Consider the following 16,183-nt stretch of genomic DNA (forward strand, 5'->3'; position numbering starts at 1 on the left):
GCGTTTTACAATGGTTTTTTTAATATGAGTTTTTTTGTTAGCCTTCGGCATTAAAGAAAACTTTGTAGTAATACATTTTCTTATCTTCATCAAAACCACGCTCTAAATATTCTTGAGCAGCATCAGGAGCATCAATATCTAGTTTAATCTGTATATTAGTATCTAGTTTAATATCTGTTTTAATTTTCTTTTTGTCTTTTTTTACTACAGCTTCAGCTAGATCAAATTGGTTACGTAGCAGTACGTTCTGTTCGCTTTCATATTCCTTTTTAAAATCTTCAAACAGTTGTATGTGCTTTTCTTCGGTAAAAACTTCTTCTTTAAAATTTTCAACGTTTATAATTTCATTTTCTTTAAAGTAGTCAATAGTTTTTGCTAGAAAAATGTTTCGTTCTTGTTCGCCATAGCTGGTTTTTAATATTTCGCTAGAAAACTCACTACACATATCTAGGTAGTTATGTGTATGGTTATTCATGTCATCTGCGTATTTAATATTCAAGAATTTATCTAACCAATATTGTGCATCATAACTATTGTTATCTACACTTAAAATGATATTGCCTTCCATGTCTGTTTGGTTTAAAATTAAACAGCCTTTATCTACTTTTTTAGAAGAAATACCTTGTTGTACCAAAACATCATAACTATTGTTTTCTAAATAGGTTTGAAAGAAACTGGTTTTATTTTCAATTTTAAAAATACCAATAGCATTAGTAACCATTTCTTTGTGTTCTATGCCTTCAAAAAGAGCAACTAAAACATCTCCTGTTTTTATTTGTGCAGAATCACTTTGCTCATATAAATGCTTTACTATGTTTTTTGAAGTTTCAACAAAGGCATCGTCATCGGTAAAAATAGTTTTGGCGTAAGCATTAATTTCATTAAGTTCTACATTAGAATGGTGATTAAAACGATAACTCTGCACCACAGAACCAAAAGGTCTTAATAAAAAAGGCAGCATAAGCTCATAACTTTCTTCATCAAAATGTACTTCTTTGTCTGAAAATGCATTTTTTGTATCGTTATGTTTATTACCAACTTTATGAATAATAAATTTTGAAATGGTTGCGTTTTTACGTGTAATCATCTTGAAATTGAAGTTTGTTTTTAGAAGTACAATACTAGTCATTTCAATAGAAAAAGACATAAAAAAACCGAAGCATTTTAACTTCGGTTTTTAATGAATGGATAATAAAGATTAATATGCAATTCCGTAATATTCGCATACAGCTTGATAGTCTTTAATATTTACACCAGCTTGAGCAAGCTCGTTGTAAATTTGTTGTTTACCGTTATTAGTTTTTCCTACTGTTGTACTTGTAGATTCTATAATAACAACTTTAAGAGTTTGTAAATCTCCGGCTGTAATGGTATATGCAGAACCTGATGCATCTTGGTAATCTAAGTCCATTCCACCATTGTAAAGAGCTACATGTACAGAAAAGTTAAAGGCAACAGTATCGTAAGGGCAAGGTATTGGCACCCATACAGAGTTATTTTCTGTTAAATAGCTTAATACTACATCGTTATCTATTACATCTTGTGTTAGTTCTGTTATTGCTATAGAGTCATAAGAACCTGCAAAAGTAGTAGCATCAAAAGTTAATGTTTGCACGTTGGCATTACCATCAGTTCCATTTGCGCCAGCAGGTCCTGCAGGACCAGTAGCTCCATCTTCACCATCTTCTGGTGAGCATGAAAAACTAAAAGTCACTAAAAGTGCTAATAGAAAATACTTTGTTTTAGAAATTGTTGTTTTTGAGAATTTCATAATTTTTAAATTTATTGATTATTATTTATTTACTGTTTAATAGATGCTTTTTTAAAAGGTTAACATTTTTTGAAAAAAAAATAAAAAACTTTTTCTGTTTTTTAATAAAGCAGTATTCTGTCTGGCTGTAGTAACTCAACAAAAACACTATAGCTTGTTATGTTTTTATAACCAAAGATTTACAGAATAGTAAAAAGCTTCAGAAAAACTTCTGAAGCTTTTACCATTGAAGACTAATTCAAATAAAATAAATAGATTAAAATAGCAGGAATTGTTTCTAATAGATTCTAAATATTAATTAAAATGTAGATTAAAGATTTAGTAAAACACCTGCGTTTATAACCACTTGACTAAAGTCACTAACTACATATTTTGGTTCTAAATACACTTTTAGTTTTTCTGTAAAAGCCCAAGTAGCTCCTGCGCCTATGTTTGCACCAAAAGCGTTATCTGTAATTTCTTCGGTTTCGTAATCATAGTAAATGTCATAATAAGAGTTTCCGGTTTTATAGCTAGAAAAATTAGCACCTACTACAGGATATACATTTAGTTTGCTTTCAATGATATTAAAATAATAATGTGCATTTATATCTCCTGCTAATAGATTGCGATTGTAACCAAATACCTCGCTTCCAAAAAAATATGAAGCGCTTGGTGAAATAGCAATATTATCGGTAATATTAAATACGCCTTTAAGGGTTATTCCTGGTCCAGATATTTTTTCATTATATCCTAAACCTCCACCAACAGCTGTTTGTGCTATAGTTGGTGTAGCAAACATAAAGAGCATTGCTACTATTAAAAGAGATCTGTTTTTAAGAATTGGCTTGCTGCTTGGTTTTAATAATTTCATAATTGTAGTTTTCATTTTTTAAGTTTTATAGTTGTTTTGATTTATGTTTTTTTGATACAAAAGGTTAACTGTTATGCTTGTTATTTTTATAACTATTGTATTTTGTTTAGGTTACATCATTTTTTTGTAATCGCTACTTTTAATAATTAGGTTGCTTTTTTCTAAAGCGATACATTTCATAACAATATTTTCTTCTTTTCTTTTTGATGTGTTTGTAATATGCATTTCCATGGTTAATCCGTTTACCATAGCCATCCAAGATTGGTTTAATCCTTGTTTTGATTTTGTTTTGTAAAAAGATTTTGAAAAGGAAACACCTGCATCTTGTGTTACCCAAATATTACCGTAGTAATCTTTACCTTCAACTTTATATTCATGACAGGTAAAATTTAAAATGGTTTTTGTTTTTTCTGTTGGTGTAATTTTTACTTGCTGATCTTCTATAGACTCATCTGTCATACTTTCTAGATCTAAAGCAATAGACATTTGTGATTTCTGATTATTCATATCCATAAACATAGTTGCTGTTTTGTTAGTCATGTTCATTACCGTAAGCATAGAGGTAGGGTTGTTTTCTAAATCGATACTGCTACCAATATAGTTTGCATCATTATTTAAAAAGTAATTAATGGTAGTTGCATGTTTTTTACCTTCAATTTGCATTACATATTTATGTGTAAAGCTGTAGGTTTCTTGTGTTGTATAATTGCTGTTATTAGAAACTTGACCTTTTTCTTTTGTGCTAGATTTTGTGTTGTTAAAAGTAGAATCGAAAGTTTTTTCGGTTTCTTTGGTCGTTTTTTTATCTACCTTTTTGTCTAAAGTACGCTCTACAGCACGTTCTGCTGTTTTACCTAATTTTTTTAAAAGTTGTGCCTGCATATTTGTAGTTATGCATATACATAAAGCGATTAGTGTTAATTTTAAAAGTTTCATGATTATATGTTTTTAGATTACATTATTTAATAGCTTAGTTTATAAAAGGTTAACATGTGGCATAAAAAAAACCGAAGACTAGCTTCGGTTTAAATTTTAGTGATTTGTTTTTATAAGTAAGTAGACGCGCCAACACCAGAAGCACTAGGTGATGAAGTACCAACACCATCATTATCATCTTCATATTGTGGTTGTTCATTTCTAGCGTCATTAGCAAGAATATATACTTGTGCTTCGTACATAGAAATATTACCGTCAGCATTTAAATCTGCATTAACTGTGTTTCCTGTAAGGGGATCTTTACCTGTTACTGCAGCAAAAAAATGATAAGTGAATTCGCCAAACTGTCCAGAAGTATGTGAGTAGGTAACTTGAAATTCTGTTCCAGAAGTCATGATTACTCTATTTGGTCCTTTAAAATCCCAAATAACACCACCACTATAACATGGTTTTACTACAGCAATCATAGAACCCATTGGTAATTCATTAATTTTACTGGCTAAAAAATCATCGGTTAATGCAGTAGAAGAGTTATAATAAAAAAACTGTTCGTCTACATTGTCATTAATTCCAGCTCTATTGTCATCACCATCACTATCTGTAACACCAGAGTTACCATATCTAGTGCTGTAGGTGTCATTTCCGCCACCATGATTATTCATCATTAAAAAGAATTTGGTACTGTTATTCATTCTGCTTCCTAAATAAGTAAAAGCATTATTTAAACCGGTTTGGTTTGCGGCATAATGCACAGGAATGTCACTGTCTTCACCAATACCATTTTTATATACCACGCGAATATTTTCTTCAGGATAGCCTTTATCTAATAAAATAGAGTACATAAGTTTTACATCGTTCCAATAGCGCAAGTAAGCATAACCATCGTTAATTCCGCCACTATAAATAAGAGCGGTTTTATTTTCTTGCGAAAATTCTACCTCACATAATTGCGGATATCGAGTACATATATTATATAATTCAGGTCGAACAATATATATGCTAGGATCTAAAATTTGTAGGCCAGAAACATTATTTATTAATAATGAGGCTAAAGAAATGTCACCAAGAATTTGCGAAGTTGATAAATAGCTTTCGTTATTGCTTACCTCCAGAGTCCCTGTGATTTTAACTTTTTTACCATAGTGTTCCCATAGGTTGACTTCATTTTCTAAGTCGCTATTTAAGTTAATATGAATATAATTTTGCTCGTCTAAAAGTCCGTCAACATAATAATCGTCTGCACTCACTAATATTTTAGCAGCCTGGTTTTCTACAACAAGAATACCTTCTGCTTCAAATTCTTCTCCAAGATGGTCTCGCCAAGTATCGTTTTTAATAGTAGAGAAGCCAACAACTTCTTGTTCTTGCTCTTGTTCTTCAGAAGCATTATCATCTGTAACACAAGAAAAGCTAAAGGCTAATAGTAACAGAAATAAAAATTTTAAATTTTTCATGATCTTTAAGTTTAAATATTAATACAGCTTTTTTATGCATTAGTTTGAAAAAGGTTAACATAACAGCATAAAAAAAACAAGCATGTTCACTTAGGTTATACACAAAATGTGTTTGGCTTTCTTCCTCTTCTCCTACAAGCTCAGAGCCTGTTTTTAGCTATTCCATTCTAGTTTACTAGAATTTAAATACGCATAGATTGTTTCCATTTTTTACCATGTTTAAATAAATATGCATGTCTTTAAAAGGTAAAAAGATAGCACCAACTTGTAGGTTGGTTGTGGTGCCTGGCTTGCTTTATGTAAGAAATACATAATAAATCTATGGTCACTACCATAACAGGTAATGTAAACTTGAATTTTAATACTAATGTTTACGCAAGTTGTAGCGTTTTAATAGCCTAAAGCTGCTTTGTAGTAGTTTGCTGTACATTGTTTTGTTGCCATAATATATAAGGTTTAATGATTAATAGTGTAGTTTAATACAAACAGTATTTTAAGGTTGATATTTTTTATTACAAAAACAGTGTAAATATATATGTAGTGTAAAATGAAGTAGTTATGATTAAAAAAGTTAAATTAGCAGTAGTGTGTTAACCTTTAATAATTAGTTACATTAAATGCATAGAGTTCAAGAGAACATTACTGTTCAAGATTTAAAACAAGGATCTGATCTATTATTTAAAAGTATATATGAAGAAAACAGAAGCAAGTTTTTAAATTTTGCTAAAAAGTATAACTTATCACAAGATGATAATATTGATGTCTATCAAGACGCATACATTATCTTTTATAATAATGTTATGCAAGGAAAGGTTACAGAGTTTACTAGTAGTATCTCTACCTATTTATTTAGCATTGGTAAGTATTTAATTTTTGATAAAATGAAAAAAAACAATAAGACTATAAATCCTGATTTTGATTTGTCTATTGTTAGAGAAAAGGAAGCGCTTGTAGATCCTGCTCTAGAACTAGAGCAACAAGAGTTGACTACAGAACAAATTTTATTAAAAAAGTATTTTGTTACTCTTGGAAAAAAATGTCAAGAATTATTAACCTTATTTTATTACAGAGGTTTTACTATTAAAGACATTATTGAAGCTGGAGATTACACAAGTGAAAACGTAGTAAAAAGTGCTAAATCCAGATGTATGAAAACCCTAAAAGAGAGAATAAACGCACAAAATTAATAGCAATGAAAAATCAAGACCTACTATATCATTATTTTTCTAACAGCTTAACAGCTGAACAGGAAGAGGTGTTTAAAAAATTATTAGAAAATGATGCAGAATTTAAAGCGCAGTTTTTGTTTGAACAAAATTTAAAGGAAGTAATAAAAAGTAATGAAATAGATATTTTAAAAGCAAAACTTAAAGGTTTTGAAAAAGATTTAGCAGCTACTAAAACAACAAGAATAGAAAATTTTAATACCAAAAAAACAAAGTCTAAAACCTTTGTATTTAACTATAAAACCTTTGCTGTAGCTGCATCTATTGCAATTTTAATGGGTTGGTTTGGTTATAATTCATTTTTTAAAACCAACTATTCTAGTATCTACAATGATAATTTTAGTGTATACCCAAATACAGTATATACCATTACAAGAGGAGATACCAAAAACACTTTAGAGCGTGAAGCCTTTGTAGCTTTTGAAAGTAAAGAGTATAAAACCACCATTGAGAAGTTAAACGCTATTCCTGCTGATGCAAACAAAGCGTATTTTAATTTTTATAAAGCACAAGCCTATTTAAATCTAGAAGATACAGAAAAAGCAGAACAATTATTTACACAAGTTGTTAAAGATAGCACAGGCTTTGTTGCAGAGTCTATTTGGTATTTAGCTTTAATAGCTATAAAAGAAGAAAACAAAAACCAAGCAATACAGCATCTTGAAAATTTAATAGAAAATTACAGTTATAATAAAGATGCAGCAACAGCACTTTTAGAAAAACTTAATTAAACTTTCTACGTTTTTTATACGCTAATGCAATAATAATAAAAGTAGCAGCACCTAACAGATACCATATAAAATTACTGCCAGTAACTAAAGCGTTAGTATTACCAGAAATTACAAATCCAGACCAATAATAAGGATGCACTAAAGCATTCTCTTTGTTGGTATGTATAAATTCTACTTGAGCATTTTGTAAAGCAACGTTTTTAGTTTCTTTTTTAGACAGGTTTTTATAAAAAGCATCCATAATGTTTAAGGCAGAAGCATCGTTAATTTTCCATAATGTACTAGATATGCTTGAAGCACCACTAAAGTAAAACCCACGAGCAAGACTCATAAAACCTTCGCCACGTTTTAAATTTCCTATACCACTTTCGCAAGCACTTAAGGTTACTAAATTGGTGTTGAGGTTTAAATTATACAAGTCACTTACATATAAAAGGTTGTTATTTTCTTTATTTGGTTGAAACGCTAAATACGAGTATTCTGGAGTTTTATCATTTAAAATAGCATGTGTTGCAAAGTGAAGAATTCCGTACTTGCTACTTTCTGTATTAAAATTTTCAAGCGTAGCTTGGCTACTGGTTAATGTTTTTCCTTTAAAATAGTGTAGAATATCTGTAGCTTCTGCAATATTATTTGGTAATGCTAATAAGTTTGAAGATGCAGTATTAAAACTAGGAGCAAAGGCAAGTACTTTGTTGTTTGCTTCCTTTTTTTCTAATAATTGTTTTAGTAAGGTTGCCGAATTAGCATAGCAGGTAGCATAGTTTTCTATTATATAGTTAGTACTATCCCGATTTGTGTTTAAACTGGAAAACGGAATGTAATTTAATAAACCATCTGCTATAATAATAAGATTTTTTTGTTGCAGATTAGCCAAACTAGGAGCAACCAGTTTTTTGTATAAATGGTAGGTTTTGGTATGTAGTGTTTTTAAATCTGATTTTGGGTTGTTTAGCATTTGGTAGATGGCAATAATCTCATTTTCTAGAGTTGTGTCTGTTTTATATTGCTTAATGGTTTTAGTGTTTTTAGTAATAGCTATAGTGTAGATAGCATGGTTGCCATAAAAATAAGAAAGCAATACATCTTGGGCTTGTAGTAATTTTTGTGTTTCTGCAACTGAAATTACCTGTGTGTTGTATTTTAAATTATAATAACTTTTGTAATTGGTTTCAATGGTAGTAATAAGATTTCTGTAATTGTTTTTTAGTTGAAATAATTCATCTTCTAGTTTGTTGTTTCTTGAACGATTTAATTGTTTTTCAATATGATTGATTTTAGATTTTAATAATTGCTCTTTTTCGGTTATATCTATGGGTATATTAGCAAAGGTTGTTGCTTTTGTACTTAAAAGGGCTTCTAATAATAATGCAGATTTGCTTTTTTCGGAATAAAAGAAGGCTTTATCAATAAGCGAATCTTGTTTTGTTTTTTGATATAGATGATAAGTTGCTTCTAAACCAGACTCAAAAACAGGAAAAGCTTCTTCCATTAAAAAGAGTTTGTCTGTGTTGTTTTGAAAACTAGGCTTTAATGCATCTAAAGTTTGAAGTGCTTGATTTACTGTTTGTATACTTTCTGATGCTTTTTCTACAATATTTAAAGCTTTTGCTTTATTTTTTAAAATCCTTAAAACCGTAGTTTGGTTAATAGTTGAAGGGTTTTTGTTTGTTGAAAATTGCTGCAATGCAAGATTGTAATTTTCTAAAGCTTTCTCTGGTTTATTAAATTTAGCATGTAGCAAGCCTAAATTGTTATATGCTTCTGCAATAGTGTTATGAGGTTGGTTTTGCCATTTTTGCTTTACAAGTTGTAAAGCAGTTTGTAGTTCTTTTTCTGCTTCTAGATAGTTGTTTTCTGCTTGTAGAATTTTAGATTTTGCTTCGTGAAAAACATACTGTCTTGGGTGGTTTTGGGTTAAATGATCTTTTATAATTTTTAGATAGTAGGTAGAGCTGTCTATTTTATAAGTAACCAAATAATTTTCTAATAAATGATTTGCTTCTGTAATGATACTGCTAGAGTTTCCGTTATGGAGTAAGTTGAATTCTAATGATTTTTTAAAGTACGAATTAGATAGCCTGTATTGTTTTTGGTTTTTTAAAACCTCGGCAAGTAAACTGTAGATTCTATTTATTCTTTTAATATCGTCTGGTTTTTTTTGCTCAAGTATTTGAATACTTTCTTTATAGTAATCTTTAGCTAAATCATATTTGCCATCATTTACATACGTTTTTGCAACAAAACTATAAGCACTGGTTAGCAGGTCTATATGATAAGTGTTTAAATCTTCATCATGTAAAGCCTTAGTAGTATGAATGATGTTTTCAAAAGCTACTCTAGATGAATTATAATCATTTAAAGTAAAATAATATATTCCTTTATCTAAGTTTATGGAATTAGAATAAAATAAAGCATTTCCGGTTTCTTGTAGTTTGGTTTTATTTTTTAAAACTATAGAATCTAGTTTTTTAAAATTAGCTTTCATAATTTCTAAATCGTTAAAATGAGCAGCACTTTTATTGTATGCATTAAGACTGGTTACTAACGCTTCAAAATCATTTTGTTTAATGGCTTCAATATTTATTTTGTTAAAATAATGGTATGCTGAATCTTTATTCGAGTAGACATAATTGTATGCTTTGGCATAAAGAGAATACATTTTACTTTGATAAACAGAATCTGTAGCTTTTTGGGCAATCACATTATTTAATAAAAATAAGGTAAGTAATACTAGCAGTTTGATTTTCATAAAAAAAGTCTTCAAAATGAATTAAAGACTAATTTACAAATATTTAAGCTACTATTAGAAGTTACTATGGATTTTGAAAATAAGAAAGAATCGAGTAACTACCAGTATCTGTCTGTACTGTAATAATTGCTTCTCCTGTAAATTCATATTGTGAAAACTCTAAGCTTTGGTAGCTTCCTAAATCATTGGTGTTTGGTATTGTACCTGTTGTAGAATTAGGATTGGTATTTACTAAAATACTTTGGTCTGTAACAGATGTAATAGTGATGCTGCCTTGGTCATTTCCAGATTGAAAAACAATATAATCAATACTATTGAATACATCTAAACATAAACAAGGTAATGGAGGAGGTAGTGGAGGAAATGTAGGGTTAATGATGAAAAAAGCATTAGAAGGACTAACAATAGAACTAGCTTCTTCTTCATTATTTGCTATCTCAGCATTTGCTTCTGCTATGCTTGCTTGGGCATCATTATAAGCAGGATCGCTATCTGGTACTTGTTGCCAAATAGCTATTTGTGCTTCTAATTCTGTGTTTTTTGTTTCTAAATAATATGCACGCAGGTCACCTTCGTAAATATAATTGGTTGCTGTAAATGCTACTTGTTCATCGTTTTCATTATTGTTTTCATCTTCCTCACAACTTATATTTGTGAATAAGATCAAGGATAAAAAGACTAATACTACATAACGTGTTTTCATAATTTAATGTTTTGGTTTTGAGTTACACTGTAGTTAGTTAATAATAAGGAGAAACTAAAGTTAACAATTTTTCAAAAAAAACATTAAAAAAAGTAAGGTTATTTTGTTTAAGCTGCTGGTTGTTAGTTTATTTGGTAGATGATGATTGTGTTGTTTTCACCTTTGGTAACAAACTCAAGATTACTGTCTTTATCTAGATTATCTAGTGCTATGGCAGAATTACCATATACAGGAAAATTGTTTTGTAATATTGCATTACTATCATATAAATACACCTTTTGCGTTTGTAGGTCTGTAACAGAAACGTAAATTTTATTGTTTATATAAAAGAGTTTAGGTGTATCATAATTTCCGAAATCTAAATCTAAAGTTTTATTTTTTATAGTTAGTTTGTTTTCTGTCTGTGCTACTAATGTTTTGGTTGTAGTTACTAAATGGTGTTTTTTACCAAGGTTAAGGTTTTGCGTAGCGCTGTTTCCTTTAGTATCAAAATGTACTAATTTACCATCTTTTGTTGTAGTTGTAAATTTGTTGTTATATAAGTATAAAGCTTGATTAGAAAAAAGATACTTGTTTTTTGGAGTCACTCTTGTTTTACCAACGCGATCTAGAATATAGAGCTTGTTGTCTGTTTTAAAAGTTAGATAGTCTTTACGGCCAATTCTAAAATGTTGCGGTTGGTGATTTATGGTGCTTTCTGCAGATGAAAAATTAAAACCTTTTACTGTTTTTCCTTTAGCATCATACATTAAAACGTTTTTGTCTTGGGTTACTAATAGTCGGTATTTTTTATTCTTATCATAATCAAAAACAGAAAGCGGTTGTGTAATTTTATCTTTAAACTTTAAAGGAAAAGGAGCAACGTCTTTTCCGTTTCTGTCTAAAACATAAAGTCTGTTAGGAGTTACAAATGCTAATTGCAGTCTTCCGTTTTTATACATGTCTATTTGTTGTACTTCACCTAAAATAGCACCTTGTAATTGTTTTTTCCAAAGCACTTTTCCTCTATTAGAAATAAGATATAAATGGTTGTTTATGTCTTGTACAACAATTTCTTTTTGCTTGGTAATGTGGTTAGTGACTAATTGCGGATTGTTTATTAAATCTGCTTCTAGCTTAATGTTGTATTGTTCGGTTACCGAGTTTTCTCGCGCCTTTGTTTCGCTTTTTTTAATAATAGCGTTTACATGGGCAAAGTTGGTGTCATAAACAAACTGTAAAGCCGAAGTTTTATAATCTTCTAATTTAAGATTTAAATCTTCCTTTAAATTATTGTTTATTATGTTTTTTAAACTTGAAGGATTTGCAACAACAAGTAAAGAGGAGGCGTCTGTAAGGTGTTCTTTTGTGCTTTTGTAATAGTCTTTTTCGCTAAATGTTGTTTTGTTTTGGTAATTAGCAATAATGTTTTCTAAGACTTCTTTTGTATTAGTAAAAACAAAAAAGTCATTTATGTTGGCATAATAGTTAGCATTTTTAAAAGTGATTAATGGTGAAAAAACGTCATTAAATAGCGAAACTTCACTAAAATTGTAAATAGCTATTTGTCTGTATGTTTCTGCTAAATTCTGCTCGTTTAGTAAAGCATCTTGAGTAGCAATAATGTCTAGTGAGTTTAATATGATAGCTCGGTTCTTGCCTTCGTAAATTACACCAACTTCAATAACATTATCAAATAACGTAGTGTTTGGTAATATAGAATCAATGCTGTTATATTGTTTTAAGTTTTCATTAAAAACAGAAAAAACATTAAAGGTAAAGCTCATAAAACCATCAGCGTTACTAGGTGCAATGCTAGCGGTCTTGTTTTCTTTAGCAATGGTGTTTTTAAAAATGTTTATCAAGCTTTTTGTAGAGTCTGTTGCTTTTGTTATTCCGTTTAAAATAATAGCATCTTGATTAATATCTGCATCTACAAGAGTATATTGGGTAAAGTTTCCAAAAGAAATAGAATCATTTATTAAAACCGATTTTATAGGCTCTTTGTATTTGTTGTTTACAAGAATAGAAAAGGTTTTTTTTGTGTCACTTGTTTTTAAAATGGTTTTTAAATCTTCGTCTTTATTGGTAGTTACTAATAAAGTTTCAAGAAGGTCCTTGCTAGAAGAAGCTATAAAAAGGCTGTCTTTAAAAGTGTTATAGGTAATGTTTTCTTCAATTTGAGTTTTGTTAACAGAAAGGTTTTGATAAACATAGGTTTCTATTTTAATATTTTGAAGAGAATCTACAGCAAATAAATCTGGAGTTTGTTTGGTAATAACCGTATACTGCAAACTATCTTTTTTGTCATAATTAAAACAAACAAAAAGAGGATTTGTAGTGTTTAAGTATGTCAGGTTTTTTAGCTTTTTACTAAGACTGGTATAAGACGCACTATTAGATAAGCCTTCTAAAAAATCATTGTTTTCTAAATTGCTTTTCAAACTTTCTAAATTGTTAACTTGTAGTATTACCGAAGCATTTTCTGGAATATAATCTGTAGTATTTATGTGTTTATTAGTTGTGTTACAACTAATAAATAAGGTAGTAAGAAGGAATATGCTCCAAATTTTTTTCATGTAAATAGGAATTTGTACAAATATAATAAGTTATAAGTCTAAACGTATCTGTTCTGGTAATAGTCTAAAAGATTTTCTGTGGTATTTTGTAATACCGTATTTTTTTATGGCTTCTCTGTGTTCTTTTGTTGGGTACCCTTTGTTTTTTTTCCAGTTATACATCGGAAACTCTTCATGAATAGTATGCATATAAGCATCTCTATATGTTTTTGCTAAAACCGAAGCAGCAGCTATACTTAAAAATTTTCCGTCACCTTTTATAATGGTTTCATGCGGAATATTTTTATAGGGTTTAAACTTGTTGCCATCTACAATAATAAAGTTAGGAGTTTGTTTTAAACTTTCAATAGACTTATGCATGGCTAAAATTGATGCATTAAGAATATTTATTTCATCTATTTCCTCCTGAAAAATATGCGCAAAACCAAAACAATGCGCTTCCGTTTCAATAATAGGCTTTAATAAATCTCTCTTTTTTTCGCTTAATTGTTTAGAGTCATTAAGTATTTTATTTTTAAAATTATCAGGTAAAATTACAGCAGCAGCAGTAACAGGACCTGCCAAACAGCCTCTGCCAGCTTCATCTGTTCCACATTCAAATTTTAATTTCGAGTAATTTAATTTTAGCATTTAAGTAATTGTTAAGAATAACAAGTTGTTATAAATTGTAATATTGTAATTAATACCTATTAGATATTTTCTATTTTTGCGACTTTAAACACCAACGCTTTTGTAAAGGTGTTCAAAAATTTAACAATAGACTCTAGGTTGTTGCAAGGTCTAAAAAATAATTATGAAGCAAAAAATTCTGATATTCTTTTTACTAAGTGTTTTTCATTTTGGGTATTCACAAGTTTCACCGAAACCAAAATTAGAAAAACAAACAGTAAACGATACCAACCAGTTTAATAGTATTAATGATTCTTTGTCTACTAGAGCAAATAGAAGTTCTAGTAATATTAAAAAAGAAGAAGAAGAGGCTAAAATTCAAGACTACTTAATAATATCTCATAAAAGAGATACAGTATATGTAGATACTACACTAACAATTAAAAAAGAATATAAGTTTAATTATCTGCGTAAAGATAATTTTGAACTGTTGCCTTTTTCTAATGTTGGGCAAACCTATAATAGACTAGCATATAGTTTTAATAGTGATAAGCTAATGCCTTCATTTGGTGCTAGAGCTAGACACTTTAATTATATGGAAATTGAAGATATAAACTACTATCGTGTACCAACACCTTTTACAGAGCTTTATTACAAAACAGCTTTTTCACAAGGACAGCAAGTAGATGCTTTTTTTACTGTAAATACATCACCACAATTAAATATGTCTATTGCTTATAAAGGCTTGCGTTCTTTAGGTAAATATCAACATATTTTAACAAGTACAGGTAATTTTAGGTTCACTACCAGTTACAATACAAAAAACAAACGCTATATAGCTAATGCGCATTTTGTAGCACAAGACCTTTTAAATGAAGAAAACGGAGGTATCACAGACGATAATATTATATATTTTGAAACTGGTGATTCAGAATTTAAGGATAGAGGCGTTTTTGAAGTTAATTTTGAAGATGCAGAAAGTATGTTAAAAGGAAAGCGTTTTCATTTAGATCATCAATATAATATCATACAGCCTAAAGATTCTGTAACTTCAAATGCCCTAAGCATAGGCCATATAATATCTTTTGAAGACAAATTCTTTCAGTTCGATCAAGACGATGAAACCGATTATTTTGGAGAATCTTTTAGGTCAAGCGATTTAAGCAAACGCGTTACGCTTGAAAACTTTTATAACCAACTAAATTTAAAATACACAAATAAAACCATCGGAGCTTTACAATTCAACGTAAGTCATAATGATTATAACTATGGTTATGATAATGTTTTGGTTTTAAACCAAAACTCAATAACCAATAGATTAAAAGGTCAAATTCTAGCTTTAGGAGGTGCGTATAGCAAATCCTTTAATAAATTAAAGTTGCAAGCAGAGGTAGGGGCAAACATCTCCGGAGATTTTAATGGTGATTTTTTAACTGCACAAGCGGCATATTCTATAAATAACGAAGCAGTAATTAGTGCTAAAATCAATACAAACTCTAAAGCACCTAATTATAACTTTCAATTATATCAAAACGATTATATAAATTACAACTGGGCAAACAACTTTAATAATACAAATACACAAGAAGTAGAAATCGCGTTACAGTCAAATAAAATAGCTAATATATCTATGAGTTTTTCTAACATTGATGATTATACCTATTTTAAAAGTAATGCCACAGATAGCTTAATAAAGCCATATCAAAACAGCCAAACAATAAACTACTTTAAACTAAAAGTAGAAAAAGAGATAAAGTATAAAAAGTTAGGCTTACATAATACTATATTATATCAAAATGTAAAAGACAATAACAATACATTAAATGTACCGCAATTGGTTACCCGTAATACCTTATATTATACAAACCATTTCTTTAATAAAGAACTGTTTTTACAAACCGGTATAACCTTTAGTTATTTCTCCAAATATTACATGAATGGCTATGATCCAGTTTTAGCAGAACTATATGTACAGGACCAAAAAGAATATGGCGCATTCCCAAGGTTTGATTTCTTTATAAATGCCAAAATTCGTCAAGCAAGAATCTATTTAAAAGCAGAACACTTTAATTCTGCATGGACAGGTTATGATTATTATTCAGCACCAAATTACCCATATAGAGACTTCACAGTTCGCTTCGGAGTCGTTTGGAACTTCTTTTTATAATACTAATGGCGTTACCTTACTTTACTATAGGGTAAAGTAAGGTCAGGCTATCCGCTATATCTTTTTGTATTCGTTTTATAGTTTAAACGTTTGTTTATAAAACAATTACCAATTAAATAACAGTGGTTTTTAGTTTTTTTTACAAAAAGGATGCCGCTGCTATCCTTAACGCAAAACCATCCATCTCAAAAAAACAAACAAAAAAAGCAACACATAAAGCCCTGGAAACAAACTCTTAAAAGCCACATGTTACAATAACATTTAAAAAACATTAAAAAAGTCATTGTCAGAATAAAAAAGGTATCTATATTTGCACCCCGCTAGGGAAACAATATTAGTTAATCAGCGGAAAAAGTTCTAAATAAAATGATGTTTTAAAAGGGTAAAAAAAAAGATTTATTTTTTTTTTATTTAAAAACATTG

Annotated in this window: 12 protein-coding genes; 3 read left to right on the forward strand and 9 right to left on the reverse strand. The window is 29.5% G+C overall.

Translation table 11 applies throughout. From position 1 onward, the window contains the following. Window positions 1-37: 37 nt before the first annotated feature. From KO494_RS07695 to KO494_RS07715, 5 genes are all read right to left on the reverse strand, one after another. On the reverse strand, window positions 38-1,087 hold the full coding sequence (locus KO494_RS07695; RefSeq protein ID WP_215967002.1) for a nucleoid-associated protein: 1,050 nt from the start codon (window positions 1,085-1,087) through the stop codon (window positions 38-40). 111 nt (window positions 1,088-1,198) lie between these two features. Next, window positions 1,199-1,771 (reverse strand): collagen-like protein, encoded by a 573-nt coding sequence (locus KO494_RS07700; protein ID WP_215967003.1) that lies wholly within the window; start codon window positions 1,769-1,771, stop codon window positions 1,199-1,201. Window positions 1,772-2,081: 310 nt separating this feature from the next. After that, window positions 2,082-2,639, reverse strand: a complete 558-nt coding sequence (locus KO494_RS07705; protein ID WP_252730348.1) for an outer membrane beta-barrel protein — start codon at window positions 2,637-2,639, stop codon at window positions 2,082-2,084. A gap of 96 nt (window positions 2,640-2,735) precedes the next feature. Then, window positions 2,736-3,560 (reverse strand): DUF4412 domain-containing protein, encoded by an 825-nt coding sequence (locus tag KO494_RS07710; RefSeq protein WP_215967004.1) that lies wholly within the window; start codon window positions 3,558-3,560, stop codon window positions 2,736-2,738. A gap of 110 nt (window positions 3,561-3,670) precedes the next feature. Next, complete coding sequence (locus KO494_RS07715; protein ID WP_215967005.1) at window positions 3,671-5,014, reverse strand: hypothetical protein; 1,344 nt, start codon at window positions 5,012-5,014, stop codon at window positions 3,671-3,673. Window positions 5,015-5,631: 617 nt separating this feature from the next. On the opposite strand from KO494_RS07715, the gene KO494_RS07720 reads away from it, so the two are divergent. Both KO494_RS07720 and KO494_RS07725 read left to right on the forward strand, forming a co-directional pair. Next, window positions 5,632-6,201 (forward strand): RNA polymerase sigma factor, encoded by a 570-nt coding sequence (locus KO494_RS07720; protein ID WP_215967006.1) that lies wholly within the window; start codon window positions 5,632-5,634, stop codon window positions 6,199-6,201. Between the two features lie 5 nt (window positions 6,202-6,206). Continuing rightward, a complete protein-coding gene (locus KO494_RS07725; RefSeq protein ID WP_215967007.1) occupies window positions 6,207-6,971 on the forward strand; it encodes a tol-pal system YbgF family protein in 765 nt (254 codons plus the stop codon). On the opposite strand, the gene KO494_RS07730 is transcribed toward KO494_RS07725, so the two are convergent. From KO494_RS07730 to KO494_RS07745, 4 genes are all read right to left on the reverse strand, one after another. Continuing rightward, complete coding sequence (locus tag KO494_RS07730; RefSeq protein WP_215967008.1) at window positions 6,964-9,723, reverse strand: CHAT domain-containing protein; 2,760 nt, start codon at window positions 9,721-9,723, stop codon at window positions 6,964-6,966. The two genes, KO494_RS07725 and KO494_RS07730, sit on opposite strands and share 8 nt — an antisense overlap. Window positions 9,724-9,787: 64 nt before the next feature. Then, entirely contained in the window at window positions 9,788-10,426 is a 639-nt protein-coding gene (locus KO494_RS07735) for a hypothetical protein (RefSeq protein ID WP_215967009.1), read from the reverse strand. A 122-nt stretch (window positions 10,427-10,548) separates the two neighbouring features. Next, window positions 10,549-12,984 carry a ribonuclease HII gene (locus tag KO494_RS07740; RefSeq protein WP_215967010.1) on the reverse strand — a complete coding sequence of 812 codons (2,436 nt, stop codon included), beginning with the start codon at window positions 12,982-12,984 and terminating at the stop codon, window positions 10,549-10,551. 30 nt (window positions 12,985-13,014) lie between these two features. Next, window positions 13,015-13,614 carry a ribonuclease HII gene (locus tag KO494_RS07745; protein ID WP_215967011.1) on the reverse strand — a complete coding sequence of 200 codons (600 nt, stop codon included), beginning with the start codon at window positions 13,612-13,614 and terminating at the stop codon, window positions 13,015-13,017. 163 nt (window positions 13,615-13,777) lie between these two features. Between KO494_RS07745 and KO494_RS07750 the strand changes: the two genes are divergently transcribed. Next, window positions 13,778-15,760, forward strand: a complete 1,983-nt coding sequence (locus tag KO494_RS07750; RefSeq protein ID WP_215967012.1) for a putative porin — start codon at window positions 13,778-13,780, stop codon at window positions 15,758-15,760. Window positions 15,761-16,183: the final 423 nt, after the last annotated feature.

Origin of the sequence: Lacinutrix sp. C3R15, from assembly GCF_018860825.1 — a bacterium.
Lineage (GTDB): Bacteria > Bacteroidota > Bacteroidia > Flavobacteriales > Flavobacteriaceae > Oceanihabitans.

What these genes read in the sequence shown, in the direction of transcription:
- KO494_RS07695 (WP_215967002.1), bottom strand. Translation starts at nt 1,087, where the DNA reads ATGATTACACGTAAAAACGCAACCATTTCAAAATTTATTATTCATAAA.
- KO494_RS07700 (WP_215967003.1), bottom strand. Translation starts at nt 1,771, where the DNA reads ATGAAATTCTCAAAAACAACAATTTCTAAAACAAAGTATTTTCTATTA.
- KO494_RS07705 (WP_252730348.1), bottom strand. Translation starts at nt 2,639, where the DNA reads ATGAAAACTACAATTATGAAATTATTAAAACCAAGCAGCAAGCCAATT.
- KO494_RS07710 (WP_215967004.1), bottom strand. Translation starts at nt 3,560, where the DNA reads ATGAAACTTTTAAAATTAACACTAATCGCTTTATGTATATGCATAACT.
- KO494_RS07715 (WP_215967005.1), bottom strand. Translation starts at nt 5,014, where the DNA reads ATGAAAAATTTAAAATTTTTATTTCTGTTACTATTAGCCTTTAGCTTT.
- KO494_RS07720 (WP_215967006.1), top strand. Translation starts at nt 5,632, where the DNA reads ATGCATAGAGTTCAAGAGAACATTACTGTTCAAGATTTAAAACAAGGA.
- KO494_RS07725 (WP_215967007.1), top strand. Translation starts at nt 6,207, where the DNA reads ATGAAAAATCAAGACCTACTATATCATTATTTTTCTAACAGCTTAACA.
- KO494_RS07730 (WP_215967008.1), bottom strand. Translation starts at nt 9,723, where the DNA reads ATGAAAATCAAACTGCTAGTATTACTTACCTTATTTTTATTAAATAAT.
- KO494_RS07735 (WP_215967009.1), bottom strand. Translation starts at nt 10,426, where the DNA reads ATGAAAACACGTTATGTAGTATTAGTCTTTTTATCCTTGATCTTATTC.
- KO494_RS07740 (WP_215967010.1), bottom strand. Translation starts at nt 12,984, where the DNA reads ATGAAAAAAATTTGGAGCATATTCCTTCTTACTACCTTATTTATTAGT.
- KO494_RS07745 (WP_215967011.1), bottom strand. Translation starts at nt 13,614, where the DNA reads ATGCTAAAATTAAATTACTCGAAATTAAAATTTGAATGTGGAACAGAT.
- KO494_RS07750 (WP_215967012.1), top strand. Translation starts at nt 13,778, where the DNA reads ATGAAGCAAAAAATTCTGATATTCTTTTTACTAAGTGTTTTTCATTTT.